General features: G+C 41.5%; 1 protein-coding gene. It reads right to left on the bottom strand.

The window, feature by feature from the left end; translation table 11 throughout:
* Positions 1 to 395 (bottom strand): alcohol dehydrogenase catalytic domain-containing protein (locus FOT98_RS32130; protein ID WP_186292164.1); only part of this gene is annotated, 395 nt, incomplete at both ends.

Raw genomic sequence — 395 nt, 5'->3', positions numbered from 1 at the left:
CCTTCTTCCACTTTTGCAGTGTTGTGTACCGCACCAATACCTGTAGTCACACCACAACCTAATAAGGCAACTTTATCTAACGGAGCATTTTCGTCGATTTTCGCTAAGTTAATTTCATTCACAACTGTATATTCACTGAATGTACTAGTCCCCATGTAATGATAAAGTGGCTCTCCGTTATAAGAGAAACGAGTTGTTCCATCAGGCATTAAACCTTTACCTTGTGTTTCTCGTACAGCACTACATAGGTTTGTTTTACCAGAACGACAGAATTTACATTCTCCACATTCAGCTGTATATAGTGGAATCACGTGATCACCAGGCTTTACTGAAGTCACTTCAGCCCCTACAGAAACAACCACACCAGCACCTTCATGACCTAGTACAGCGGGAAA

The sequence above is a fragment of the Bacillus sp. HY001 genome (assembly GCF_007558965.1).
Taxonomy (GTDB): Bacteria; Bacillota; Bacilli; order Bacillales; family Bacillaceae_G; genus Bacillus_A; species Bacillus_A mobilis.
This window is presented reverse-complemented; position numbering and strand designations above follow the sequence as displayed.